Raw genomic sequence first — 23381 nt, 5'->3', positions numbered from 1 at the left:
GGCTTCACCTTTCGTCGTGGTCGAACACCCACGAGTTTACTGGCGTTGCCGACACAACGACCGGCAGAAAGGTGTGATCTATTTCTCGTCGATGCGGGTGATCGCCTGGACGGCCTCGTCCGCACGCTGGCGGGCCTCGTCGGCGGAATCGGCCGTTGCGAGCACCAGCGTGCCGTCGCCAAGCATTCGCACCGTCGTCTCCTCCACCGCCAACGCCGCGGCGAGTGCGCGCTGCGACGGCCAGTGCCCAGCCAGCAGCCGCGCGGCACCCGGGCTGACCAGCGTCGAATCAATCGGCAGCTGCTGGGTCGCGCGCGCCTGGAGGTCGAACTGGTTGATGCGCTGGGTGGCCAGGGTGACCAAACCGTCGCGGCTGGGGCGCGGGGTGACCTGGGAGAAGTAGACGTCATCGCCCGAGACGAACATCTCCACCGAGAAGATGCCGCAGCAGGCGAGCGCGCCCGTGATGCGCGCGGCGATGGAGCGCGCGTTGTCCATCGCGCCCTCCGGCAGCGGGGCGGGCTGCCACGCCTCGACGAGCTTGCCGTCGCGGTGGCGGGTGCCAATTGGCTCACAGAACCAGGTGGCCAGCTGGCCCGTCTGTGGGTCGATGGAGCGCGCCGTGAGGATGGTCACCTCAAAGTCGAAGTCGATGTAGCGCTCTACCACCGCGCCCTGGCCGTCTCCCCGGTCAGCGCCGCGCCACGCGTCCGCGAGATCCGCGTCGCTGCGCACGAGGCTGAACCCCTCGCCGTCGTTGAACGTGGGCGACTTGACCACGCACGGGTAACCGATGCGCTCGACGGCGTCCTGCATCTCCTGCGGGGTGCTGGCGAACTCGTCGTCCAGGGTGGGTAGACCCAGCTCCTCGTTGGCGTGGGTGCGCACCGCCATGCGGTCCGCGGTCCGGCGGCACGCGTCTACCGACGGCGCTACCGACGCCCCGACGCGCTCGGCGGCCGCCTCCACGTCCCCGATGGCATCCGAGGCCTCGCCCGTGGTGACGATGATGTCCGGGCGGAACTCGTCGGCGTCGCTGGCCGCGCCGGTGCGGGTGACAAACCCGAGGCGCCGGTATGCCTGCTCCAGCTCAAACGCGATGGGCGAGGTGCCCAGAATGAGCGCGCGGCTGGGGGACTCTGCGGGATTCGCGTCAGTCATGGTGGTTCATTATCCCACAGTGTCCGGTTAGGACGGAATGACCGACCTAGCGCTCCATCACATCGTGGCGCACGATGGTCTGGTCCCGGCCCGGCCCCACGCCGATGTAGGAGATGGGTGCGCCGGAGAGCTCCTCGAGGCGCAGGACGTAATCCTGGGCCTTCTGCGGCAGCTCGTCGAACGTGCGGCACCCGGTGATGTCCTCGTCCCACGCCGGCATGGTCTCGTAGATCGGCTCGGCGTGGTGGAAGTCGGTCTGGGTCAGCGGCATGTCGTCGAAGCGCGTGCCGTCGACGTCGTAGGCCACGCAGATGGGGATCTCCCCGATGCCGGTGAGCACGTCCAGCTTGGTCAAGAACAGGTCCGTGAAGCCGTTCACGCGCGACGCGTAGCGGGCGATCACACTGTCGTACCAGCCGGTGCGGCGCTTGCGCCCGGTGTTGACACCCACCTCGCCGCCGGTGACCTGGAGGAACTCACCCCACTTGTCAAACAGCTCGGTTGGGAACGGGCCCGCGCCCACACGGGTGGTGTACGCCTTGATAATGCCGAGGGACGCCGTGATGCGCGTCGGGCCGATGCCCGCGCCCACGCACGCGCCGCCGGCGGTGGGGTTGGAGGAGGTGACAAACGGGTACGTGCCGTGGTCCACGTCCAGCATCGTGGCCTGGCCGCCCTCCATGAGCACGTGCTCGCCGCGGTCCAGGGCGTCGTTGAGCACGCGCTCCGCGTCGATCACCATGGGCTGGAGGCGCTCGGCGTAGCGGCCGAAGTAGTCCATCGTCTCTTCCACGGAGATGGCGCGGCGGTTGTACATCTTCACCAGCATCTGGTTCTTCACGTCCAGGGCCGACTCGATTTTCTGGCGCAGGATGGATTCGTCGAAGACGTCCTGCACCCGCAGGCCCACACGCGCGACCTTGTCCGCGTAGGTGGGCCCGATGCCGCGGCCGGTGGTGCCGATGGCGCGCTTGCCCAAGAAGCGCTCCTGCACCCGGTCCAGCTGCTGGTGGTACGGGGCCACCAGGTGGGCGTTGGCAGAAACCTTCAGGCGCGCGGCGTTGGCGCCGCGGGCCTCAAGCCCGTCGATCTCCTCGAACAACGCTTCCAGGTTCACCACGACGCCGTTGCCCAAGATTGGCGTGGCGTTTTCACTGAGCACGCCGGCAGGCAGGAGCTTCAGTTCGTACTTCTCCCCGCCCACTACAACGGTGTGGCCCGCGTTGTTGCCGCCGTTCGGCTTGACCACGTAATCCACCCTGCCGCCGAGGATGTCGGTTGCCTTGCCTTTGCCCTCGTCGCCCCACTGGGCGCCCACGATGATGATGGCGGACATCGCACACTCCTTATATATGGCGCAATAACGGCCATATTGTAGCGTGAGCGCCATGCGGCTCATCCACTGCGCGTGCGGCGAGGCTCCGGCCATCCCGGGGGCCCTGCGCCTCGACCTCCCCCAGCACCCCAGCCAGAAAGAGCTGCGGGTTCTCACGGACATCGCGCGGGAGGTTCTGCCGGAGGACCCAACCCCGTCTTTGGATGAGATCCAGGCAAACCCGTCTGTTTCCCACCTTGGGGACCCCGCGTTCGCGCCGCAGCAGCCCGACGAGCCGGTGCGGGTGATCGTCTCCGGCGACGACCGCGCGCTCGGCCTCGTGCTCACGCGTTTGATGCGCTCTGACGTCATGTGGGTGGAAGTCGGGTACGTGCCCGTAGACGCGCACTCGCCTGCGGCGCTTGTGTGGGGCGCGGGCGACGTTGCGCTTGCGGTCGAGGGCGCGGTACAGCCGATGCCGAGCGTGCGCACGGACTTCGGCGAGGTGGTCGCAGGCTCGGCAGAACTGTTCACTGGCGACGGCTCCGCGCCGTTTACCGGCGAGATCGTGGTCGACTCGGAGGTGCTGGCCGGCGCCGGGGAGTACGGCGCGCGCCTCGTACCCACCGCAGACGCGCCCGGGCTCGTCGCCGTGCCCTACGTCAGCCCGCTCGTGCCCACACGCCGGTTCCTGCGGCGGCAGCCCGTGGGCCGCACCGACGCCTCCCGCGTCTTCGCAGGCCGCGCCCTGCAAGCGGGGGGCCAAGAGATCGCGGTGCGTATCGACGGCGTCGCGCGCCCCCGCCCCGTGCAGCGAGTCACCTTCTACCGCCATCTGCGCGACATCCAGAGCGTCCGCGAACCCTAACTTCCGCATTGTGATTTATCTCACATTGTGAAGATTGGGGCGCATGTGACCCCGTTCGTTACCGCGCCGATACACGGCGGCAGTCCCAGCTCCAACAATTTCGATGACGACAGGCCATGAACATCCACGTCATGCGGGTGTGACGGGGGCTACATCAAACGCGGCAGTTTGTCGCTCGACCACATGTTCGAATGGGCTAAATTGAACGAGTGTCCACGCGGCGGCGGCGCGGCTCCCCTACGTTCGTTGGTGTTCCCGCAACGACCGGTTGCCGGCTTGCGGAAGCACAACAAATTTACAAGCCAAAATCTTTAAGGAGAAATCATGGCTGAGACGAACCGCATCGAAGACCTTGCAAACGCAACCGCATACGACGTTGACGGCGAGAAGCTCGGCGGCGTCAAGGACGTTTACGTCAACGACGCCACCGGCCAGCCGGACTTCGTGTCTGTGAACCACGGCATGTTCGGTGGCGGCGACTCCATCGTTCCGCTGCGCGGCCACACCCTCCGCGACGGCGAGCTGCACCTCGCATTCCCGAAGGACCGCGTTGAGGACGCTCCGGAGCTGGACGAGAACGGCCACCTCACCACCGAGGACCAGGACGCGTTCTACCGCCACTACGGCCTGGAGGGCACCCAGGACGTGACCACCTACGAGACCGACAACCGCACTGCACAGGCTGGCGCTGCCGGCACCGGCGCAGCAGCGGGTGCTGGCTACGCAGCTGGCGAGCGCGAGGTCGACGCTGACCGCCGCGACGTTGTTGATGCCGGCCGCCACGTTGCAAACGATGACGAGATCGTCCGCTCCGAGGAGCAGCTCGACGTTTCCAAGGACCGCGTCGAGACCGGCCAGGTTCGCCTGCGCAAGTACGTCGTGAACGAGACCGAGAACGTCGAGGTTCCGGTTGAGCGCGAAGAGGTCCGCGTTGTCCGCGAGCCGATCACCGACGCTGACCGCGCTAACTACGACGGCAACATCGGCGAGCAGGAAGCTTCCGTCACCCTGCACGAGGACCGCGTGAACGTTGCCAAGGAGTCCGTCCCGGTGGAGAAGGTTTCCCTGGAGAAGGACACCGTTCAGGACACCGAGCGTGTTTCCGAGGAGGTCCGCAAGGAGCGCTTCGAGACCGACGGTGTTGTCGAGGGCGACGTCCGCGACGCTGACCGCGACAACCTGCGCTAAGCAGCGCGTTAGCTGCCGCTAGCCCAAAGCGTTCACCCCGGTGGGATTGCTCCCACCGGGGTTTTTGCTGCTTGGGGCAAGCTAGTCGAGGTCGAAGGTTTCCGGCTCCACACTTGGTGTCTCGGACGTGGGAGCGAGCGCGGCCAGCGCGGACTCGTGGGACATGCCGCACACCATGAGCAGGTCCACAATGAGCGAGCGCGTCTGGGCCAAGATGGCGTAGGCGGACAGCACGCCGTTTTCGGGGATGAGGTCCATGCCCGCTTTCTGCCCTGCGGCGCGCAGCTCGTTGACGCACTGCGGGATCACGGTTGCCTGCGCGACGCGGGAATTGACGTCGTACACCTCCGACAGCTCCAGGCAGACCTGGGAGAGGGAATCCAGCAGCTCGATCTGGGCGGGGGTGGCGGAATCGTTGTCATCGGCAAGCACGCGCGCCCGCCGCGCAAGGACGCGGGCCGTGCGCACCGCATTATCGACGGGCGGGATCACGCGCGCGAGCGAGTTGATGTAGCGGCGCGTGCCCCAGAGGAAGGGCGAGACCAGCGACGTTTCCTGGCCGGCCTTAATGGCGGCGGCGAGGTCGTCGATGCCGGTCTGGGTGCCGCGGATCAGCTCCAGGGCCTCGTCGATGACGTCGGGGTTGTGGTCGCGCATGCCGTCGGCGACGTCGTCGAGCACCGACGACATGATGCCGAGCACTTTGGACACCTCCGCGCGGGCGGACTGCATCGGCGCCTGCGGGATCAACGCGATGGTGGCCATCGCGACCACGCAGCCGATGATCGCGTCGATGGTGCGGTCGATGCCGGTCACCTCCGCGCCCGGCGGCATGATCGTGGCGATCAGGATGGCGCCGATGGCGGCCTGGTTGTTCACCAGCACGGAGCTGGAGAAGAACGACGCGATGAGCAAGGAACCTGCGACGATGACCGCGATCTGCCAGCCGCCGTCGCCCAGCCTGTAGAAGATGAGGTCCCCCACCAGCACGCCGAGGATGCAACCGAGCGCCATGTCCACGGACTTGGACACGCGGTCCCCGCCCGTCATGCCGATGATGATGACCACGCTGATCGGCGCGAAGAACGGCCGCGGGTGGCCGGCGAGGTCGTGGGCGAGGAAGTAGGCGAACCCGGAGGCGAGGCCGATCTGCATGATCGGCAGCAGGCGCTTGCGAACCCGCTTCACGCGCGCCTGCACAGACTTATCCACTAGTTGGAGCCGCTCTCGCGTGCCCATCCTCTGTTTCGCCATGGTTAGACAGTGTAGGCGGGCATGAAAAGAACCTCCGGCGGACCGGAGGTTCGTCGTGAAGCAGAAAGCGCTTACTTGGACACGGACTTGCCCACGGAGTGGAGGTCCTGGCAGGCCTCGATGACGCGCTCGGACATGGCCTGCTCGGCCTTCTTCAGGTACGAGCGCGGGTCGTAGGCCTTCTTGTTGCCCACCTCGCCGTCGACCTTGAGCACGCCGTCGTAGTTGGCAAACATGTGGCCGGCGATCGGGCGGGTGAACGCGTACTGAGTGTCGGTGTCCACGTTCATCTTGATCACGCCGTAGCGCAGCGCCTCCTCGATCTTCTCCTTTTCGGAGCCGGAGCCGCCGTGGAAGACGAAGTCGAACGGCTGGGCGCCCTCGTCCAGGCCCAGCTTGCGGGCGGCGACCTTCTGGCCCATGTCGAGGACCTCGGGGCGCAGCTTCACGTTGCCCGGCTTGTACACGCCGTGGACGTTGCCGAAGGTCGCGGCCAGCAGGTAGCGGCCGTTCTCGCCGGTGCCCAGGGCGTCGACGGTCTTTTCAAAGTCCGCCTCGTTGGTGTAGAGGTTCGCGCCGGCCCTCGCCTCAACGCCGTCCTCTTCGCCGCCGACGACGCCGATCTCCACCTCGAGGACGATGTTCGCCGCGTTGGCCTTGGCCAGGAGGTCCTGGGCGATTTCCAGGTTCTCGTCGATCGGCACCGCGGAGCCGTCCCACATGTGGGACTGGAACAGCGGCAGCTCGCCGGCGTTGACGCGTTCCTGTGAGATGGCGATGAGCGGGCGGACGTACTCGTCCAGCACTTCCTTCTGGCAGTGGTCCGTGTGCAGGGCGATGTTGACGTCGTAGTGCTGCGCGACCTCGTGCGCGAACGCGGCCAGCGCCTTCGCGCCCGCCACCTTGTTCTTCACGCCCAGGCCGGAGCCGAACTCCGCGCCGCCGGTGGAGAACTGGATGATGCCGTCAGACTCCGCCTCCGCGAACCCCTTGATTGCCGCGTTAATGGTCTCAGACGACGTGCAGTTGATCGCCGGGAACGCGAACCCGCCCTTCTTGGCGGTGTCCAGCATCTGGTTGTAGACCTCGGGGGTTGCGATAGGCATGGGATCCTCCTGCGTACGGGTTCAGTTACGCCCCCAAGTATGCCCGTTTTACCCCTGCGCCGCAGCTACCCGCGCCGCCGCCTCCAGCAGCATCCAGCCGGACAGTTGGACCGAGAGGTCGCGCTCGTCGATGCGGACGAGCCCAACCGCCTCGCTTATCGACGCAGGCCCGAGCCCGTAGTTGTGCGGCAACTTCGCATCCTGGGTCCACTCCGCCGCGAACACCGGAAGGCCGTCCACCTCGAGGCGGTGCGCCCAGAGCGATTCCGCGGACTGCATGACCAGGCGCGCGGCGATCTTCTTCGTGGCGATGTTCTCCTTCGAATCCTCCGGCAAGCGCACCGCGACCTCAGCCAGGTAGCGTGCGAGGATGCCCTTGAACAGGCCGCCATCGCCCTCGCCCGATTCTTCCGGCGGGCTGAGCAGGACCCCCTGCGGGTTCGCCATGCGCAGGGCCACTGCCTGCACGATCGCGCGGATGTGGGTGATGTAGAACATGGAGGCGTCCGCGCGCTCGGAGTACTCGAAGGAATCGATCTGCTCGTCGTGCGCGAGGCCCACGTCTTCCCGCAGCGCCAGCGCGATCTCCAGGCTCGCGCCCAGCGCGGTGCCCTGGTTGTAGGTGTAGATCTTCTCAACCACCTCTGGCCCGCTCATGCGCATCCGGATGCCGTCGTTGAGCAGGCCATCTTCCCGCACGAGGTTGTCAAAGATCCAGTCCACGATCTCCTGCGCTTTGTCCAGGCGTCCGGTGCGGGCGAACAGCAGGGCTGCGGTGGCGTTGGAGGGCACGTTGTAGAAGGTCTCGCCGGTGCGCCACGGCAGGACGCCCATCACCGGGTCGATGCCCGCGAGCAGGTCGAACTCCAGCGCCCCCAGGCGGCGAGTGCGGGTGATGCCGTCCAGGTTGGTCGCGCGGTTCCACGCCAGCGCCAGCCAGGCCTTATCGTCGAAGTGCCGGTTGGCGGTGAGCTTGCCGCGGTTGCGCCGCTGGATCCCGCGCAGCGTGTCCGCAATCCGCCGGCGGCGCGTTTTCGTCCCGCGCCTCGTCGCCGCGTCCACCTGGCAGTCCAGGTATTGCGCCTGCCACCAGTAGTGCCAGTGCCAAAACGCCCGGTCCTTCGGTCCCGGCGGCCACGTCACCACCGCCAGGTTGGTCTTGGGCATGCCCCACAGTCTCTGGGCGTGGCGCTCAGTCACGGCAGATTCAGCCAGGTCGGCGCGGTGCGCCCACGTTTCCGGCACGGGGTGCCTCCTCAGGAAGTAACGATTCGCCCTTATCTTGCCAGAGGCCGCAGGCGGGGTGATAACGGAGCTACCACGCCTGGGAGAGGTCCGCGTGCTGGCGGATCCAGGCGTGCATGGCAATGCCTGCCGCGACCCCGGCGTTGATGGAGCGGGTCGAGCCGAACTGGGCGATGGAGCAGGTCATCACCGCGGCCTCCTGCGCCGCCTCCGTGACGCCCGGGCCTTCCTGGCCGAACAGCAGCACGCACTCGCGCGGCAGCCGCGCGGTCTCCAGCGGCACGGACCCGGGGGTGTTGTCGATGGCCACGACGGGGATGCCCTCCGCCGCCGCCCACGCCATGAGGTCCGCTACCGTCTCGTGGTGCCGGATGTGCTGGTAGCGGTCCGTCACCATCGCGCCGCGGCGGTTCCACCGTTTGCGGCCCACGATGTGCACCTCCCGCGCCAGAAACGCGTTGGCAGTGCGCACCACGGTGCCGATGTTCATGTCGTTTTCAAAGTTCTCGATGGCCACGTGGAAGGGGTGCCGGCGCTGGTCCAGGTCCGCAACGACGGCCTCCAGCGACCAGTACCGGTACGCGTCGACGACGTTGCGGCGGTCGCCCTCCTCCAGGAAGGCGGGGTCGTAGCGCGGGTCCTCCGGCCAGGCGCCCTCCCAGGGGCCGACGCCGTGGCGGCCTTCGTTCCACTCGGTGGGGCCGCGGAGTTCGTCGTTAGGCAAGGCCCAGGTCTTCGAGTCCGAGAAGGTAGCGGTACTCCAGGCCTGCGTCGCGCAGGACCTGCTCGGCGCCGGTCGCGCGGTCCACGACGGTGGCCACCGCCACCACCTCGGCGCCCTCCTCGCGGCAGGCCTCCACGGCGGTCAGCGGCGAGTTGCCGGTGGTCGTGGTGTCCTCCACAACCAGCACGCGCTTGCCGGCGATCGACGGCCCCTCGATGCGGCGCTGCATACCGTGCTTCTTGGCCTCCTTGCGCACCACGAACGCGTCGACCGGGCGGCCCTCGGCGTGCATGATCGAGGTCGCGACGGGGTCCGCGCCCAAGGTGAGGCCGCCCACGGCGTCGAACTCCAGGTCCGCGGTGAGCTCGCGCAGCAGCGCACCGATGAGCGGGCTGGCCTCGTGGTGCAGTGTCGCGCGGCGCAGGTCCACGTAGTAATCCGCTTCCTTGCCGGACGACAGCGTCACCTTGCCGTGCACCACTGCCAGCTCCTTGACCAGTTCAGCGAGCCGTTCTTTCATGTCTTTACTCCTTGTCGTCGAAAATCGAGCTTGGCCCTTGCACCCGGCGCACCCGCGTGAGATCCACCACGCGGCGCTCGTCGCCCGCGATGGCTTTCACATCGTCACCGCCGAGGTCATGGTCCTCCACCTCGCCGCGCGTCCCGCCGGTGGTGCGGGTGGGCAGCGCCACGGGGTCCTCCGGGCGCTGCATCACCGGCTCCGGATCGGCCTCCGGCAGCGCCGCGGGTTGCTCGCCCGGGATGGTGCGGGTGGGGTACGGCAAGGTGAGTGGAACGTCCTCGACGGGCGGCAGCGTGCGCGCCGCGTCCGCCAGCAGCGCCAACGGCGCGAGTGCGGCGTCCCAGTCCCCCGGGCCCGACTCGCGCGTGAGCTCCGCGATGGCCCACGCCCCCTCGAACCACACCGCCTGCACCGAGGTGGGCAGCTGCTCGAGCGCCGTGAGCACTCGGCTATCGACGAACCTCCGGCCCGCCCCCGCCTGCGTAGCGAAACACCGAAACCCGCTGTAGCTGTCCAGCTCCACTAGGTCGTCGGACGTTTCTGCAGCAAGGCCCTCCCGGCGGAAGTCGACCACCGCCCGCGTCTCCGCGCCCGTGCCCATCGCGACAACGACGGAGTCCCCCAGGTCCGCCACGTGCACGTCGTGGCCGTACGCGTTGCCGGTTGCGACGTTGCGCGCCGACGCTCCCCCGGCCGCTGCGCCACGCGACCACTCGCTGGCAAGCAACTCGTCGGCGCTCTCGAAGTTGAAGCCGCGCTCGCGGGCCCAGGCGCGGCGGGCGCGTTTGCCCGGCGCGCGGGATTTCACCGGCTTCTCGGCCGGCGTGTCAGTGCGTGCCTCGTCCTTCTCGGCGGGCGCTGCCGTGGTGGCGGCGCTGTCTGTGTTGCCTGTCTCGGCCGAGCGCTCGCGCGCATCCGACACGAAAAGCGCCACGGCGCCAAGCAACGCCGCGAGCGCGAGGAGAAACAACAGGGTGACCATCGCGGACTATGCTACCGCGCGCCCCGACACGGCCACGCCTGGCTTACATGTCAGATGCCACCGGGTTGTCCCGGTTGGCGCTCCACTGCGACCAGCCGCCCACGTAGTGCGTGAGCAACGGCAGGCCGGCGTGCTCCAGCGCGGCTAGGAGCAGGGCGGAGTGGTTGCCGGAGCCGGAGTAGGCGATCACGCTGGCCGGGTCCGTGTTCTGCGTGACGCCGATCTGGGCGAAGCTCTCCCGGATGGCGTCGGCATCCTTGACCGTGTTGGTGTCGTCGTCGAACAGGTCGTTCACGGGCAGGTTCTTCGCCCCCGGGATGTGCCCGGCGCGCAGGTCCAGGGTTTCGCGGCGGCCTGCGAAACGGCGGGCACCCCTGGCGTCGATAAGCACGCCCTCGAATGCCCGCACGTCGTCCATGGTCGCGGCAGGCAGGCTGCCCGCGGTGAGTTGGGCCTCGCGCGGCACCACGACGCTGCCTGGACCCGCGATGGTGGGCAGGCCTTGGCCGTCCCAGGCCGCGAAGCCGCCGTCGAGAATATGCACGTCCTGCACGCCCGCCCAGCGCAAAACCCACCAGGCGCGGGCTGCGAACAGGCCGTTGCCGCCGTCGTAGACCACAACCGGGCGGCCGGCTTCGATACCCCAGCCTGCGGCGGCCTTCGCCACCGTGTCAATGCTGGGCATCGGGTTGCGGCCCACCCGCCGGCCCGGCATGCCCGCGAGCTGCACCGACGGGTCGCAGTACAGCGCCGTTGGGATGTGCTCCGATTGGAACTTGGACCACGCCTTGCCCGCTTTCGGCTCCCACAGCGCGGCAATGACGGTCTGTTTCTGGCCGGCCTGGATGCGCTCGTTGAGCTCAGCGGCGGAGACAAAGACGCTCATGGCCGCAAGTGTAACGGGGTTTTACGCCATGTACCCGGGGGCGAGCTGGATCGCGCCCTGCGCTTCCAGGCTGCTCAGCCACTCGGTGATCCCCTCACGCGGGCAATCCGCGCCGATGCTGGCGGCCAGCATGCCGCCCGGGCCGAGCTCCACGCGGCAGCCGAACGCGAGCAGCGTGCCGGCGATCTCGTTCGGGTCCTGGCCTTCCGGGTCTTCCGGCAGCACGCGCACCGTCGACGCGCCGCCGCGCACGACCACCCTGTCCACGTGGAACGCCCCGCCGACCGTCACGCACTCCACGATGTCGCCCATGGCGAGCGTCGTGTCTACGAACGGCACGCTCGCCACCACAAAGTGGTCCCGGCCGATCTGGTGCGCCTGCAGCTGCTCGCTTTCGACGCCGGGGACAGCAACGCGGGTGATGATCGTGGTGGTTGGTTGCATGCAGGGCAGTGTAAACGCTGCGGCCTCCTGCGTGGTTTTCGGCGCAGGGCGCTGACTTAGACTGCAGCTGTGACTGGATACCTTGCTCCAACGAAAAAGGTGCGCGTCGCGGACTTCGCGCGGAAGAAGGCCGACGGCGAGAAGTGGGCGATGCTCACCGCCTACGACTACTCCACCGCGCGCGTGTTTGCGCAGGCCGGCATCGAGTGCCTGCTGGTCGGGGACTCCGCCGCCAACGTGGTCTACGGGTACGAGACCACCAACCAGGTGTCTGTGGACGAGATGGCGTACCTCGGCGCAGCCGTCGTCCGCGGGGCCGGAAACGCCCTTGTGATCATCGATCTCCCGTTTGGCAGCTACGAGGCGAGCGACGAGCAATGCGTCCGCACCGCCACCGAGCTTGCGCGCCGCACCGGTGCCCACATGGTGAAGTTGGAAGGCGGCGAGCGGATCGCCCCGCGCATCCGGGCGTTGAAGAACGCCGGCCTGGCGGCGTGCGCCCACGTCGGTTTCACGCCGCAATCCGTGGACAACCTGAGCGGGTTCAAGGTGCAGGGCCGGGACGCGGGCGCCGACCAGCTGCGCCGAGACGTCGCGGCGGTGGTCGAGGCCGGCGCGGACATGGTGGTCTTCGAGATGGTTCCAGCCGCGCTGGCCGCTGAACTCACCGCGTCGTGCCCCATCCCCACGGTAGGCATCGGCGCAGGTGCGGGCACGGATGCCCAGGTGCTGGTCTGGCACGACATGGCCGACGTCCCGGCCGGGGATCACCGGGCAGCATTCGTGCGGAAGTTCGGCTCCGTTGGCGCTGACCTGGAAGCGGCGGCGACAGCGTTCAAGCGGGCAGTGCACCGCGGCGAGTTCCCGGCCGACGAGCACGCGTTCTAGCCGCGCTCAACCTCGATCGGGGCGTTATCCAGCAGCCGGGTCGCGCCGACCTTCGCCGCCACCAGCATCCGCGCCGGGCCGGTGTAACCAGCCGGCAGGTCGGTCATATCCGGGGCGGTGGTGACCAGGTAGTCGAGTTCGAGGCCTTCGGTAGCGTCGAGAAGCGAGCGCGCCTCCGACAGGCTGCCGGTTGCAAGCGCCCGCGGGATGGCCAGCGCGATCGCGCGCTCCTGCGCAGAGAGGTAGCGGTTGCGCGACGACAGCGCGAGGCCGTCAGTGTCGCGCACGATCGGGCAACCATGGATACGCACCGGGAGGTGCAGGTCCTCCGCCATCTGGCGGATCAGCGCGAGCTGCTGGTAGTCCTTCTCGCCGAAGAACGCGTCGGTGGCGCGGGTGAGCGCAAACAGCTTCGCCACCACCGTGAGCACGCCCGCGAAGTGCGTCGGCCGCGTCGCACCCTCCAACACCGACCCCAGCGGGCCGGGTTGGATCGTGGTGCGCGGGCCGTGCGGGTACATGGTCTCCGGCGCGGGCGCGAACACCGCGTCGACGCCGAGCGCTTCAAGCTTTGCGACGTCCTCCGGCAGCGTCCGCGGATAGTTGTCCAGGTCCTCCCCCGGCGCGAACTGCAGCGGGTTGACAAAGATACTGACCACCACGGGATTGTCCAGCGCTGCGGCGGCGCGCACGAGGGCGAGGTGGCCGTCGTGCAGCGCGCCCATGGTGGGGACGAGGGAGATAGGTCCGGTAGGAAGCGCCGCAGCCAGCGCTTCCGGAGTGTGCACGAGTTTGGTCATGCACCCATTATCTAGCGCGCCGTGACGTCCAGGCCCTCGCCGCCGTCGGCCACGTCGACGTGCACCGTATCGCCGTCTCGGATGTCGCCGGCCAGGAGCTTCTTGGCCAAGCGGTCGCCGATGGCCTGCTGAATCAGGCGGCGCAGCGGGCGGGCACCGTATGCCGGGTCGTAGCCGCGGTCCGCCAGCCAGCTCTTCGCGGAATCCGACACATCGAGCGTCAGACGCCGGGCGGCGAGGCGCTCGGCCAGGCCCTGCAGCTGGATGTCCACAATGCCCACGAGCTGGTCCTGGCTCAGCGGCTCGAAGACGACCACGTCATCGAGGCGGTTGATGAACTCCGGCTTGAAGTGGTGCTTGACCGCGTCCATGATCTGCTCACGGTTGCCGCCGGCGCCCAGGTTGGAGGTGAGGATGACCACGGTGTTGCGGAAATCCACGGTCCTGCCTTGGCCGTCGGTGAGCCTGCCCTCGTCCAGAACCTGCAGGAGCACGTCGAAGACGTCCGGGTGCGCCTTTTCCACCTCGTCGAAAAGCACGAGCGAGTACGGGCGACGGCGCACCGCCTCGGTGAGCTGGCCGCCAGCGTCGTAGCCGACATACCCCGGAGGGGCACCAACCAGGCGGGCGACGGAGTGCTTCTCGCCGTACTCGGACATGTCGATGCGGATCATGGCGGATTCGTCGTCGAAGAGGAACTCCGACAGGGACTTCGCCAGCTCCGTCTTACCCACGCCGGTGGGGCCGAGGAACAGGAACGAGCCGATCGGGCGGTTCGGGTCCGCCACGCCGGCGCGCGAGCGGCGCACCGCGTCGGAGACCGCGACCACAGCCTCACGCTGGCCGACGACACGCTCGCCGAGCACGCGCTCCATGTGGAGCAGCTTCTCGGTTTCGCCCTGCATCATCTTGCCGGCCGGGATGCCTGTCCAGGACGACACGACGTCCGCGATGATGTCCGGGGTGACCTCCTCTTCCAGCATGGTCTTGTTGCTGGCCTCGGATTCCGCCTTCGCCACCTCTGCCTCGAGCTCCGGGATGCGGCCGTAGCGCAGCTCGGAGACCTTGGCGTAGTCGCCTTCGCGCTCCGCGATCTCAGACTCGTTGCGCAGGCGCTCGAGCTCCTCCTTCGCGGACTGGACCTTGTTCACCTCGGCCTTCTCGTTTTCCCAGCGCGCCTTCATCTCGCCCAGGCGCTCGCGCTGGTCGGCAAGCTCCTCGCGCAGGTGCTCCAGGCGCTGCTGGGACGCGGCGTCGGATTCCTTCTGCAGGGCGATTTCCTCGATTTCCAGGCGGCGCACGATGCGCTCGAGCTCGTCGATCTCCTGCGGGGAGGAGTCGATCTGCATGCGCAGGCGCGAGCCAGCCTCGTCCACCAGGTCGATGGCCTTGTCCGGCAGGAAGCGGTTGGTGATGTAGCGGTTGGACAGCTCGGCAGCAGACACCAGCGCGGAGTCCTGGATGCGCACGCCGTGGTGCACCTCGTAGCGCTCCTTCAGGCCGCGCAGGATGCCGATGGTGTCCTCCACCGTCGGCTCGCCCACGTAGACCTGCTGGAAGCGGCGCTCCAGCGCGGCGTCCTGCTCGATGTACTGGCGGTACTCGTCCAGCGTGGTTGCGCCCACAAGGCGCAGCTCACCGCGGGCGAGCAGCGGCTTGATCATGTTGCCCGCATCCATCGCCGAGTCGCCGGAGGCACCGGCGCCGACGATGGTGTGCAGCTCGTCGATAAACGTGATGATTTGCCCGTTGGACTCCTTGATCTCGTCCAACACAGCCTTCAGCCGCTCCTCGAACTCGCCGCGGAACTTCGCGCCGGCGACCATGGAGCCCAGATCCAGCGAGATCAGGGTCTTGCCCTTCAGGGACTCGGGCACGTCGCCCGCGACGATGCGCCGCGCCAGGCCCTCAACGATCGCGGTCTTGCCCACGCCCGGCTCACCGATGAGCACCGGGTTGTTCTTGGTGCGGCGGGACAGCACCTGCACCACGCGACGGATCTCAGAATCACGCCCGATGACCGGGTCGATCTTGCCCTCGCGCGCACGCGCGGTCAGGTCGGTGGAGTACTTCGCCAGCGCCTGGAACTGATCCTCCGGGTTCTCCGAGGTCACGGTCTTGCCGCCGCGCACTGAGGAGAAGGCCTCCTTGAGCGCGTCGAAAGTAGCGCCGCGCTTGGTCAAAAGCTCCGCGGCGTCGTCGCCGCCCTTGGCAATGCCGGCCAGCAGCACATCGGCGGACACGAACTCGTCTCCAAGCTCGCCCGCGAGATCCTGCGCCGCACTCAGTGCGACCTGCAAGTCCCGGTTGAGGCCCGGGTTCGCCATGTTCTGCCCCTGCGCGCTGGGGTACGTGCTAATCAGCTCGCCGGCCTCGCGTGCGACCGTCTCCGGGTCCACGCCCGTGGCCTTGAGCACCGGGGCGGCGATGCCGTCTTGCTGCTTCAGCAGCGCCTCCAGCACGTGAGCTGGGCGTATCTCCGGGTTGCCTGCGGCGGAGGCGCGCATCTGCGCCTGCTGCAGGGCCTCCTGCGTCTTCTGCGTGTACTTGTTCGCCATGAATCCATGGTCCTTTCTTGCCTAACGTTGTTTCGCACTATGTGTAACGCACCAGGAGTTGAGTCTGTTCCTGTCAACGGCAAAAAAGCTGCGCGAGGGTGGCTCAGGGTTAAACAGCGAAAAGTGTACCTAGATGGTTGTGCCCCTTAGCGTGGTGTAACGCGTAGTGATGGTGGGCCCTGCGGAGCTAGTTGAACACGTTATTAAAAAAGTCGAACCAGCAGGGGTGATGCGACAACGGGATTCGAGCTATTGCTGATAATTGGAGTGGAAATGTGATAACCGTTACGAAAGCCAAATCATGAATTTCAATTATGACCCAGAAGCTGACGCAGCATATTTAGCCATATCGCAATCAGGTGCCCTTCCAGAAAAGCAGATATCAGCAATAACTACAGAAGGAATGGAAGGGGAAATAGAGATAGACGTTGATGAAGATGGAAAGGTTATTGGTATCGAGTTCGTGAACGCTTCCTTAATCCTTCCTGCAGATTACCTTCGAAAATAGCGTGGAATAGTGTCACCGCCGTGGCACCCGACGGGCAGAAGCAGCTTCGATTCCACCGCGTTTCCCACCGGCTCACGAACGCAATGAACCCCGCTGCCGCTGCCTGGCTAGCGGGGCAACAATACATCCCTTTGGCTATTCGTAAACGCCCGTCATAGAGCACCCCGCTTTACGACGACTCCTCGCGCACCGGTATCCATTTCAGCACGTACGCCATCACCACAACTCCGACTGCAACAGCGAAGGACACCCAGGCGAACCCGGTGACAAAGCCGGCGATGACGGCGATCGGCGCGAGGATGGTCATGCCGATCTCGAACGGAGCGAAACCGACGTAGGCCACGCCGTATTCGTTGAGCGTGCCAGATTTGAGTTTCGGGTCCACCATCTTCAAAAGCGCGATGCCGGTGGCAACGGCGGCGGTGGCCCAGCCCCAGCCGAACAGGCCGCGCTCGAGCCACTTTTCGCCGAAGAAGCGGGGACCGGCCCACAGCATCCACACAAGGCAGAACACGGTGCCGAGCACGAACAGGACGACGAGCGCCTGCCAGTAGCCGGCCAGGGCTGCGGGCACGATGGAGGCGATGCCGAAGGCGATCATGTAGTCGGTGGCGGCGCCGGAGACCGAGTTGATGGTGGAGCTGTCCAGGTAGTTCTGACGGCCGGTGAGCTTCAGCACGAGGCGTCCGACGAGCCCGACCACAAAGGCCATAGCGAACAGCGGGATGGAAACGTTCGACCACTGGTCCTTGATCACTGAGTTGAGCATGTAGGCGATCAGCACCGTAAACACGATGAAGCCGGCGTGCAGCGCGAGCGGCTCGATGGACGACGGGTTGGTCGTGGCCTTGCCGATGGAGGGGCGTTCTTCCTCGTTGCGGATGTAGCCGGTGCGCAGGTCGTCGGGAAGCGTGCCCGCGAGCTGGGATGCCTTGCCTTTGCGGATGCCCCAGTTGGCCATGATCACGCCGCCGACAATCGCCACGAGCGTGCCCACGGTCGCGGAGGTGAAGCCGAGCGAAGATGCGCCCTCCACACCGATTTCCTCCAGCGCGGAGCCGACGGCCGCGGCGGTGCCGAAGCCGCCGACGAAGCCGACTGGCAGCATCATACCGAACCAGATTTCGGTGCCGAACAACGGCGCGAAGAAGTACAGGCCGAGCAGCACAAATAGGCCCCACTGGCCCATGAACATTGCGGTGGAGTAGCCCCACATGTTGCGCGCACCCGAGGCGACGGAACCGCCGAGATCCATAGAGTACGCCATGGACGCGAACACGACCGCGATGAGCAGCGTGGTGTACGTACCCACCTGGTCGGACCAGTGGATGACGCCGAGGACTTCATCGCCCAAGAGCAGGCCGAGCAGACCCGCGGTGATGGGAGCGGGCAACAGCAGCGCCTGCAGCAGCTTCAAGCGGTTGCGCAAAATGTTGCCGACGATCAGCAGGACCGAGATCCAGCCAACGTCTGTAAGCAGCGTGTATGGGGTGAATTCCATCGCAGCACCTCTTTTCTATCCAGTTATTGCGGACAAACCGCGTGCAACTTTATCCCACGGGTGATGCCCAGCAGCGGTTCAGCGCATGACGCTGCTGTCGCGCATCGCGGCCAGCGGGAGCTCCTTACGCGCCGCCGCGGCGTCGCTCGGGTCGATCTCCACGACGAGCGTTTCCGGCCCGTAGCCGGCCTCAGCCAGGCGCACACCCGTCGGGCTCACCACCGCAGAGTGCCCGACCCCGGTGGGCCCGGACGGCTGGCCGGCCTCGACCTCGTGGTGCGGCCGCGCCTGACCCGCCGCCGCGATGAACACGCCGACATCCAGTGCGCGCGCCGCGGTGAGCGTGCGCCACTGCTCCACCTTGCTGTTCCCGTCCGCCCAGCTCGTGGGCACTACGACCACCTGCGCGCCGCGCGCGGCAAGCTGCTGGAACTGCTCGGGGAAACGAATGTCGAAGCAGGTAGCCACGCCCACCGTCGTCCCCTCGTGGACGAACGTGACCAGCTCCTCGCCGGGGCACACAGTGTCCGACTCCTTGTAGTTAAAGGCGTCGTAGGTGTGGATCTTGTCGTAGCCCGTGTGCACACCGCCGCCGGTAATCAACGCGGTGTTGTACACGCGGTTAAACTCCTTGCAGTTCACCGTCTTGGTGTCTGCCGGGCGGAACATGCCGGCGACGATGGTGACGCGGAGCTCGTCGGCAAGCGTGCGCAGGCCGGTGGCGAACGGCCCGTCCAATTCCTCGGCTTGAGTGTCCAGCCTGCCCTGCTCAAAGGCCTGGCTCGCACCCTCCGGCAGCACGATGAGGGTGGCGCCCGCCGCCGCGGCATCGCGCACCAGCGGGGTGATCATGGCCAAGTTGTCCATCTTGTTGCCGCCGGAGGCGATTTGCAAGAGCGCGATCTTCATGTGGATAACTCTAGGTGCGCGGAAGGGCGGTTATCCACAGTTTAGGACCAGCCCCTTGAATCGCTTGTTTCGTTCACGTTGGGTTGAGCGCATGGCAATCATTGAACTGACCACCAGCACCGCACCCGTGGCCCGGCGCTGCATCCGCAGCTTTGCGGCGCCACCGCTTGCCCACCTGCGCCCGTCGCGCTCCGCCGCTGCGCTAGCCTCGCTGCAGCAGCAGGAGCATGTGCGTATCGACGCCACCACGTCCCGCATCACCACCCACCTCGAGGATGTCGCCGCATTTGCGTTAGAGGTCGAACGGTTGGACACCTCGCTGAGCAGGAAATTGGCGCCGTGATCTACGCACCCGCACTCGACGCGAACGAACTGGCTGCCGCCGCTGCCGCGGTCCGCCTCGCAGCTGCGGCGGCATCTGAGCGCGCTGCACACGCCCCAGCGTCGGCTGCCGCGATTGGCGCTACCGGGTTTCGTGGCCCTGCCTTTGACGCCTCCACGGCACGCCTTGCAGGGTACGGAGCTGAGCTGGACGCGAGCGCCGCTCGGCTACACACGGCGGCAGGGCTGCTGGACAACGCGGCACAGACGCAACGCGAGCTGGACGAGGCTGCCCGTTTCGCCGCCAGGCACTTCCATTCGCGCGGCGTGTTGTGGCTCAACGCGATGTCCATGATGCTGGATTTGCAGTTGTCCCAGTCGTTGCTGGGCGCCGCAGGAAAAGAGCAGGTGTACGACCCGCTTTTTGCGCACCCGGATGAGGATCTGGCATCCCTGGACGCCAAGCATGCCCAGACCGTGCCGGCGTCCACCCGCGAGGCGGTGGCCGCCGCAGGCGGTGTGTTCCTGGAGGCGGGCCCAACTGCAGCCACTGTCATTGTGGGCGACGCTGTCGACCCGGAGCGCGTGATCACGATGGTCGCGGGCGCCACCACCGGGAAACCCTCCCAGCTGGCGGGGGAGCTGGAGAAAGCCCGCAACTTGTCCGAGCAGACCGGAGCGGCAGTCGTGGTGTGGCAGGGCTACGCCCCTCCCCCGCTGCTTACGGACGCGATTTCCCCGCACCGGGCGGAGGCGGGTGCGGATGACCTCGCCATGTTCCAGGCGGCGCTGGACGAACGGTACCCCGACGCCCAGAAAACCGTGGTCGCCCACAGCTACGGCACCCTGCTGGCCACCAAAGCGGCGAGTACGCACGGCCTGCTTGCGGATGATCTGTGGATCCTGGGCAGCGCCGGCGTGGCGGCCTCACACGCCTCCGAACTCACGCTGGCGGGGCCCGAGGCGACCGTGCATGTGGTGGATTCGCCCACCGACCCGATCTTGCTGCTGCGCTCGGGGCCGTCGGCGGCCCTCGGTGCGTCGCCGTCGTATGTAGGGTGGGGCGGCGAGCAGGTGCCTGGAGTTCGGGGCGGACACTGCGACTACTTCACAGACCCGGCCTTTGTGTCTGCTTTGCAACAACGCTCTGACCGTGCCACGGAAAACTCGTTACCATGGCGGGTGCCGAATGAAACGACCTTTGAGGAGAAGTAACTACAATGCCAAACTTTGCCGAACAGGTAGTGCAGCGCCTAGAGGACTTAGGCGTTAAGCGCGTTTACGGCCTAGTGGGCGACTCGCTCAACCCGCTGTCTGACGCAGTGCGTCAGAGCGATATTGAGTGGGTCCACGTACGCAACGAGGAGGCCGCCGCGTTCGCCGCTGGCGCAGATTCCCTCGCGTCCGACGAGCTCGCAGTGTGCGGCGCATCTTGCGGCCCGGGCAACACCCACTTCGTGCAGGGCCTCTTCGAGGCCCACCGCGACGGCGCGAAGGTGCTCGCCATCGCCTCCCACATTCCCACGATTGAGATCGGCTCCTCCTTCTTCCAGGAGACCCACCCGGAGCTGCTCTTCCAGGAGTGCTCTTCCTACTGCGAGGTTGTGCACGAAGCCGATCAGGGCATGCGCGTTTTGCACAACGCCCTGCAGAACACCATGGCCGGCAACGGCGTGTCCGTGATGGTCGTGCCGGGCGACATCTTCGCTGCCGACACCGCCGACGGCCCGCACACCAGCGACTCCGTTTACGCCACCGGTAAGAACAAGCGCGTCTACCCGGACCCGCACGAGGCCGCCCGCCTGGTTGAGGCGATTAACAAGGCCGACAAGGTCACCCTCTTCTGCGGCTACGGTGCGCGCGACGCGCGCGACGAAGTCTTCGCGCTGGCGGAAAAGATCAAGTCCCCGATCGGCCACTCTTTCCGCGGCAAGATGTACTTCGAGTACGACAACCCGTTTGATGTGGGCATGTCCGGTCTTCTCGGCTACGGCGCCTGCGTTGAAGCCATGGATGAGTCCGACCTGTTCATTATGGTCGGCACCGACTTCCCGTACACCGACTGGCTGCCGGACGAGAACGTCGCCCAGATCGACATCGACGGCGCACACATCGGCCGCCGCACCAAGGTGGACTACCCGGTGGTCGGCGACGTGAAGAGCGTCATCGAGAACATCCTTCCCCACATCGAGGAGAAGACCGACCGCAAGTTCCTGGACAAGATGCTCAAGCGCCACTACCAGCTGCTCGAGCACGTGGTGGACCACTACACCACCCAGGCCTTCGAATCCAAGAAGCCGATCCACCCGGAGCTCGCTGCATCCGTGCTGGATAAGCTTGCCGACGACGACGCCTACTTCACCGTCGACACCGGCATGTGCAACGTGTGGTCCTCGCGCTACCTCACCCCGAACGGCAAGCGTGATGAGGGCGCGTCCTTCCTCCACGGCACCATGGCCAACGCGCTGCCGATGGCCATCGGCGTGCAGGCCGCATTCCCGGACCGCCAGGTGATCTCCTGGTCCGGCGACGGTGGCCTGGGCATGCTCATGGGCGAGCTGCTGACCATCAAGCTGCACCAACTGCCGGTGAAGGTCATCTGCTTCAACAACTCGTCGCTGGGCATGGTGAAGCTGGAGATGATGGTGGCGGGCATGCCGTACTTCGGCACCGACCACGAGCAGGCCAACTACGCCGAGATTGCTAACGGCGTGGGCATCAAGTCCTTCCGTATTGAGGATCCGGACGACCTCGAGCCGGTGCTCAAGGAAGCCCTTGCCTACGACGGCCCGGTGCTCGTGGACATCGTCACCGACCCGGAGGCTCTCTCCCTGCCGCCGGGAATCACCTGGGACATGATGAAGGGCTTTGCCAAGTCCGGCGCCCGCACCGCCTTCCTCGAGGGCGGCGTCGGCCGACTGTTTAACCTGGCCAAGTCCAACCTCCGCCACATCGGCGGCGCCGCGGCCATCGAGTTCGGTGGCTAACGTGTAGCGCTTGCTACCGCATCCCTTAAGCCCAGAGCCTTCAGCGCTCTGGGCTTTTGTGTGTGCGTGGACGACGTCTGCATCCGTTCTGTTGGTCAAGTGTTACCGAACTGCGACCCATTGGTCGCACCAATCACGTACCGTGGTGTGAGTTGTCATTGATTCCACGAAGAAAGGTTTAGAACTATGACTTCTCCCCAGAACTCCCGCCGTGCTCAACGCGCGCCCCGCCCGGCGACATCCAGCACTGCCGTGCACTCTGAAACCGTCGCCGACGAGGACCAGCGCATCGGCCAGGAAGCCTGGATCGGCACCGATTCCACCGAAGTGTCCACCGGCAACGTGTCCTGGGGCGCAATCTTCGCTGGTATGGTGACGTTCCTGGCCATCATGATCCTGCTCGGCGTAGGCGCTGCGGCAATGGGGTTGCAGGGCTCCGGCGGACTGGCCACCGGCATCTTCGCGCTCATCTCCCTGGCCGTGGCCTTCGCCGCCGCTGGCTATGTCTCCGGTGCACTCGGCGTGCGTGCCGGCCTGTTCCACGGCTTGGGCACGTGGGCTACCTCCCTGATCGCCTCCCTGATTCTGGCCGGCTGGCTGGGCTCCTCCATTATCGGCGGCCTGGGCTCCGTGCTGGGCAACGTCAGCGGAACTGTGGCGGAGACCGTTGGAAACGCCACGAACGTCACCCGCGAGGATGCGCAAGACGCGTCCAACGCCGCGCAGGACAACGTGTCCCAGGAGGACATCAACAACGCCGAAGACCGCGCCCGCGACGCTGCAAACGATGCCGCCGACCAGGCACGCGACACCTACAACGAGTACTCCGATGACGCCGCAGAGGGCACGTGGTGGACTTTCGCCGGCCTGCTCATCGGTGCCGTAATCTCGGCCTTCGCCGGCGCCGCTGGTGCACGCTCTGTGCTCAACCGCGACGAGACGCAGGTTCTTACCACCCGCCGCTAGCGTGAGCTCGAGTGCCTCGCGCGGTAGCGCGGGGCACGACGCTTGCCCACACGGTCCGAACAGGGGCGAAACCATCGCCCTCAAAACCAGCTATAAGGACCCAGCTATTCGGTATTCAAACGGGGGTGCGGACAAAAAGTTGGAGTGCGTTTTGGGGGACGTTGTCTCGTTGTTACGCACTTAATGCTTGCCGGTGCTCGGCGATGGTGGTGCACCCTTTGCCGAGTGTCGACTTCAACCGACGGTG

Annotated in this window: 22 protein-coding genes; 8 read left to right on the top strand and 14 right to left on the bottom strand. The window is 66.6% G+C overall.

All coding sequences use genetic code 11. The features are described from left to right. Positions 1-78 precede the first annotated feature (78 nt). Both HF989_RS07040 and HF989_RS07035 read right to left on the bottom strand, forming a co-directional pair. A complete protein-coding gene (locus tag HF989_RS07040; protein ID WP_168685186.1) occupies positions 79-1161 on the bottom strand; it encodes an ATP-grasp domain-containing protein in 1083 nt (360 codons plus the stop codon). A 46-nt stretch (positions 1162-1207) separates the two neighbouring features. Further along, the gene (locus HF989_RS07035) at positions 1208-2497 is read right to left on the bottom strand and encodes an adenylosuccinate synthase (RefSeq protein WP_168685184.1); all 1290 of its coding nucleotides are present in this window, start codon (positions 2495-2497) and stop codon (positions 1208-1210) included. A 52-nt stretch (positions 2498-2549) separates the two neighbouring features. On the opposite strand from HF989_RS07035, the gene HF989_RS07030 reads away from it, so the two are divergent. Then, a complete protein-coding gene (locus HF989_RS07030) occupies positions 2550-3344 on the top strand; it encodes a hypothetical protein (protein WP_168685182.1) in 795 nt (264 codons plus the stop codon). Between the two features lie 324 nt (positions 3345-3668). Then, positions 3669-4532, top strand: a complete 864-nt coding sequence (locus HF989_RS07025) for a PRC and DUF2382 domain-containing protein (protein ID WP_168685180.1) — start codon at positions 3669-3671, stop codon at positions 4530-4532. Between the two features lie 81 nt (positions 4533-4613). On the opposite strand, the gene HF989_RS07020 is transcribed toward HF989_RS07025, so the two are convergent. From HF989_RS07020 to HF989_RS06985, 8 genes are all read right to left on the bottom strand, one after another. Beyond that, positions 4614-5786, bottom strand: a complete 1173-nt coding sequence (locus HF989_RS07020; protein ID WP_168685177.1) for an FUSC family protein — start codon at positions 5784-5786, stop codon at positions 4614-4616. Between the two features lie 71 nt (positions 5787-5857). Next, complete coding sequence (gene fbaA / locus HF989_RS07015) at positions 5858-6892, bottom strand: class II fructose-bisphosphate aldolase (protein WP_168685175.1); 1035 nt, start codon at positions 6890-6892, stop codon at positions 5858-5860. 48 nt (positions 6893-6940) lie between these two features. Continuing rightward, positions 6941-8137 carry a glycoside hydrolase family 76 protein gene (locus tag HF989_RS07010; RefSeq protein ID WP_168685173.1) on the bottom strand — a complete coding sequence of 399 codons (1197 nt, stop codon included), beginning with the start codon at positions 8135-8137 and terminating at the stop codon, positions 6941-6943. Between the two features lie 70 nt (positions 8138-8207). Then, positions 8208-8861, bottom strand: coding sequence for a TrmH family RNA methyltransferase (locus HF989_RS07005; RefSeq protein ID WP_168685171.1), 654 nt, complete (start codon positions 8859-8861; stop codon positions 8208-8210). Beyond that, positions 8854-9381, bottom strand: a complete 528-nt coding sequence (gene pyrE / locus HF989_RS07000) for an orotate phosphoribosyltransferase (protein ID WP_168685169.1) — start codon at positions 9379-9381, stop codon at positions 8854-8856. Before pyrE ends, HF989_RS07005 begins: the two co-directional genes overlap by 8 nt. A 4-nt stretch (positions 9382-9385) precedes the next feature. Then, complete coding sequence (locus tag HF989_RS06995; protein ID WP_168685167.1) at positions 9386-10366, bottom strand: type III secretion system chaperone family protein; 981 nt, start codon at positions 10364-10366, stop codon at positions 9386-9388. A 43-nt stretch (positions 10367-10409) separates the two neighbouring features. After that, complete coding sequence (locus HF989_RS06990) at positions 10410-11252, bottom strand: sulfurtransferase (RefSeq protein ID WP_168685165.1); 843 nt, start codon at positions 11250-11252, stop codon at positions 10410-10412. A 21-nt stretch (positions 11253-11273) separates the two neighbouring features. Next, complete coding sequence (locus tag HF989_RS06985; protein WP_168685163.1) at positions 11274-11696, bottom strand: DUF4265 domain-containing protein; 423 nt, start codon at positions 11694-11696, stop codon at positions 11274-11276. Between the two features lie 69 nt (positions 11697-11765). Here HF989_RS06985 and panB point away from each other — a divergent pair, with 69 nt between their 5' ends. Beyond that, the gene (panB, locus tag HF989_RS06980; RefSeq protein ID WP_168685161.1) at positions 11766-12584 is read left to right on the top strand and encodes a 3-methyl-2-oxobutanoate hydroxymethyltransferase; all 819 of its coding nucleotides are present in this window, start codon (positions 11766-11768) and stop codon (positions 12582-12584) included. Here panB and panC read toward each other — a convergent pair. Then, on the bottom strand, positions 12581-13384 hold the full coding sequence (gene panC, locus HF989_RS06975; RefSeq protein ID WP_168685159.1) for a pantoate--beta-alanine ligase: 804 nt from the start codon (positions 13382-13384) through the stop codon (positions 12581-12583). The genes panB and panC overlap by 4 nt on opposite strands. 11 nt (positions 13385-13395) lie before the next feature. Further along, positions 13396-15942: an ATP-dependent chaperone ClpB gene (gene clpB, locus HF989_RS06970; RefSeq protein ID WP_168685158.1), complete on the bottom strand. Its 2547-nt coding sequence runs from the start codon at positions 15940-15942 to the stop codon at positions 13396-13398. 301 nt (positions 15943-16243) lie between these two features. Between clpB and HF989_RS06965 the strand changes: the two genes are divergently transcribed. Then, entirely contained in the window at positions 16244-16450 is a 207-nt protein-coding gene (locus tag HF989_RS06965) for a DUF2283 domain-containing protein (protein WP_168685156.1), read from the top strand. A 169-nt stretch (positions 16451-16619) separates the two neighbouring features. Here the strand turns inward: HF989_RS06965 and HF989_RS06960 are convergent, their stop codons facing one another. Together HF989_RS06960 and HF989_RS06955 are read right to left on the bottom strand one after the other, a co-directional pair. Beyond that, a complete protein-coding gene (locus HF989_RS06960; protein ID WP_168685154.1) occupies positions 16620-17951 on the bottom strand; it encodes a sodium/glutamate symporter in 1332 nt (443 codons plus the stop codon). Between the two features lie 78 nt (positions 17952-18029). Continuing rightward, positions 18030-18860, bottom strand: coding sequence for a carbon-nitrogen hydrolase family protein (locus HF989_RS06955; RefSeq protein WP_168685152.1), 831 nt, complete (start codon positions 18858-18860; stop codon positions 18030-18032). Between the two features lie 91 nt (positions 18861-18951). Between HF989_RS06955 and HF989_RS06950 the strand changes: the two genes are divergently transcribed. The 4 genes from HF989_RS06950 (at position 18952) to HF989_RS06935 (ending at position 23134) form a co-directional block, all read left to right on the top strand. Next, a complete protein-coding gene (locus HF989_RS06950) occupies positions 18952-19203 on the top strand; it encodes a hypothetical protein (RefSeq protein WP_168685150.1) in 252 nt (83 codons plus the stop codon). Next, positions 19200-20396: an alpha/beta hydrolase gene (locus HF989_RS10765; RefSeq protein ID WP_168685148.1), complete on the top strand. Its 1197-nt coding sequence runs from the start codon at positions 19200-19202 to the stop codon at positions 20394-20396. The genes HF989_RS06950 and HF989_RS10765 overlap by 4 nt, the downstream gene beginning before the upstream one ends. Before the next feature lie 5 nt (positions 20397-20401). Continuing rightward, entirely contained in the window at positions 20402-22168 is a 1767-nt protein-coding gene (locus HF989_RS06940; RefSeq protein ID WP_168685146.1) for a pyruvate dehydrogenase, read from the top strand. A gap of 186 nt (positions 22169-22354) precedes the next feature. Further along, on the top strand, positions 22355-23134 hold the full coding sequence (locus HF989_RS06935) for a hypothetical protein (RefSeq protein ID WP_168685144.1): 780 nt from the start codon (positions 22355-22357) through the stop codon (positions 23132-23134). Positions 23135-23381: the final 247 nt, after the last annotated feature.

The organism is Corynebacterium mucifaciens, from assembly GCF_012396315.1.
GTDB lineage: Bacteria > Actinomycetota > Actinomycetes > Mycobacteriales > Mycobacteriaceae > Corynebacterium > Corynebacterium mucifaciens.
This window is presented reverse-complemented; position numbering and strand designations above follow the sequence as displayed.

Bases quoted from the DNA above. Each gene is read 5' to 3' on its own strand.
- HF989_RS06965 (WP_168685156.1), top strand. From the start codon at position 16,244: ATGAATTTCAATTATGACCCAGAAGCTGACGCAGCATATTTAGCCATA.
- HF989_RS07020 (WP_168685177.1), bottom strand. From the start codon at position 5,786: ATGGCGAAACAGAGGATGGGCACGCGAGAGCGGCTCCAACTAGTGGAT.
- HF989_RS06995 (WP_168685167.1), bottom strand. From the start codon at position 10,366: ATGGTCACCCTGTTGTTTCTCCTCGCGCTCGCGGCGTTGCTTGGCGCC.
- HF989_RS06950 (WP_168685150.1), top strand. From the start codon at position 18,952: ATGGCAATCATTGAACTGACCACCAGCACCGCACCCGTGGCCCGGCGC.
- HF989_RS06955 (WP_168685152.1), bottom strand. From the start codon at position 18,860: ATGAAGATCGCGCTCTTGCAAATCGCCTCCGGCGGCAACAAGATGGAC.
- HF989_RS07035 (WP_168685184.1), bottom strand. From the start codon at position 2,497: ATGTCCGCCATCATCATCGTGGGCGCCCAGTGGGGCGACGAGGGCAAA.
- panC (WP_168685159.1), bottom strand. From the start codon at position 13,384: ATGACCAAACTCGTGCACACTCCGGAAGCGCTGGCTGCGGCGCTTCCT.
- HF989_RS06990 (WP_168685165.1), bottom strand. From the start codon at position 11,252: ATGAGCGTCTTTGTCTCCGCCGCTGAGCTCAACGAGCGCATCCAGGCC.
- HF989_RS07030 (WP_168685182.1), top strand. From the start codon at position 2,550: ATGCGGCTCATCCACTGCGCGTGCGGCGAGGCTCCGGCCATCCCGGGG.
- HF989_RS07025 (WP_168685180.1), top strand. From the start codon at position 3,669: ATGGCTGAGACGAACCGCATCGAAGACCTTGCAAACGCAACCGCATAC.
- HF989_RS07040 (WP_168685186.1), bottom strand. From the start codon at position 1,161: ATGACTGACGCGAATCCCGCAGAGTCCCCCAGCCGCGCGCTCATTCTG.
- HF989_RS06960 (WP_168685154.1), bottom strand. From the start codon at position 17,951: ATGGAATTCACCCCATACACGCTGCTTACAGACGTTGGCTGGATCTCG.
- HF989_RS06940 (WP_168685146.1), top strand. From the start codon at position 20,402: ATGCCAAACTTTGCCGAACAGGTAGTGCAGCGCCTAGAGGACTTAGGC.
- fbaA (WP_168685175.1), bottom strand. From the start codon at position 6,892: ATGCCTATCGCAACCCCCGAGGTCTACAACCAGATGCTGGACACCGCC.
- HF989_RS06935 (WP_168685144.1), top strand. From the start codon at position 22,355: ATGACTTCTCCCCAGAACTCCCGCCGTGCTCAACGCGCGCCCCGCCCG.
- pyrE (WP_168685169.1), bottom strand. From the start codon at position 9,381: ATGAAAGAACGGCTCGCTGAACTGGTCAAGGAGCTGGCAGTGGTGCAC.
- HF989_RS06985 (WP_168685163.1), bottom strand. From the start codon at position 11,696: ATGCAACCAACCACCACGATCATCACCCGCGTTGCTGTCCCCGGCGTC.
- clpB (WP_168685158.1), bottom strand. From the start codon at position 15,942: ATGGCGAACAAGTACACGCAGAAGACGCAGGAGGCCCTGCAGCAGGCG.